The sequence below is a fragment of the Thiomonas sp. 13-64-67 genome (genome assembly GCF_002282795.1).
Lineage (GTDB): Bacteria > Pseudomonadota > Gammaproteobacteria > Burkholderiales > Burkholderiaceae_C > Thiomonas > Thiomonas arsenitoxydans.
Genome location: NZ_NCKP01000141.1, coordinates 1 through 1,004 on the forward strand (window position 1 = coordinate 1; position 1,004 = coordinate 1,004).

Here is a 1,004-nt window from a genome sequence, read left to right on the forward strand (position 1 = left end):
ATACCCAGTACATGCATTCTATGGCCGTCACCCAAACATTCAAGCCTTTCGCACCACATCGCGGTAGGTCACCGGTGCAGTGGCGACGGCTTGTTGCAGCAACCGGTAGAACAACAGGCCCCGCGAGTTGGACGTGCGGCGGTTGAAACGGAACACGAACTCGTCCAGATAGGCATCCAGGTGTTCGGGCTGCACCGAGCCATGGTGGGTGCCCAGAATCCAGCGTTGCACCAGAGCGGCCACCCGATGCACTCCTGCCATCGAGACATGGGCGGGGACATCGGAGCCCAGCATGACCGTGCGCTGATGGGTGAAGCCCAACTCCGTCAACGACCGATAGGCGGCCGAGCCGTCCGTGCGCACCTGTGCGCCTGGCTCGATGACCTCCTGCACGAACGGCATCACACACGAGGCGGAATCGTTGGCAATGCGGCGCAGGCGGATGCGGCCAAACCCCTTGGGCTCCAGCATCTCCACTGCCATCACCACCAGCACCTTGCTCGTGCTGCTCTTGCGCCCTTTGGGAGAGATGGGGGCTTGTCTGTCCGTGATGGACAGGTAGGTCTCGTCAACTTCGACCAACCCCCTGAGTTGCTCGCGGCCCGGGCGAACCATGGCACGACGCAGTCGGTGCAGCATGGTCCACGCGGTCTGGTAGCTGCCCAGCCCCAGCACGCGCTGCAACCCCAAAGCGCTCACACCTTGCTTCTGGTTGGTCAGGTACCAGGCCGCAGCCAGCCACACGCGCAGTGGCGTGCGGGTCTTGTCGAAGATGGTGCCGGCGGTCACCGAACTCTGGTGCTGGCAGCTCGGGCACATCAGCCGGCCACGCGTGGCGCGATAGGCCTGCCCAGCGCAGCCGCAGCGTGGGCAAACAAATCCGCTGGACCAGCGCAATCGTTCCAGGTACGTCAGACACGCCTCTTCGGTGCCAAACCAGTCGAGGAACTCGTTCCAGGTCTGTGGGTAGTCTTTTCCGGGCGTTGGCGCTAAAGTCTGGATAT

1 protein-coding gene is annotated in these 1,004 nt (G+C 63.1%); it reads right to left on the reverse strand.

The annotated features are described in order from the left end of the window. Positions 1 to 39 precede the first annotated feature (39 nt). A complete protein-coding gene (locus B7X30_RS15675; protein ID WP_286731897.1) occupies positions 40 to 1,002 on the reverse strand; it encodes an IS1595 family transposase in 963 nt (320 codons plus the stop codon). Positions 1,003 to 1,004 lie beyond the last annotated feature (2 nt).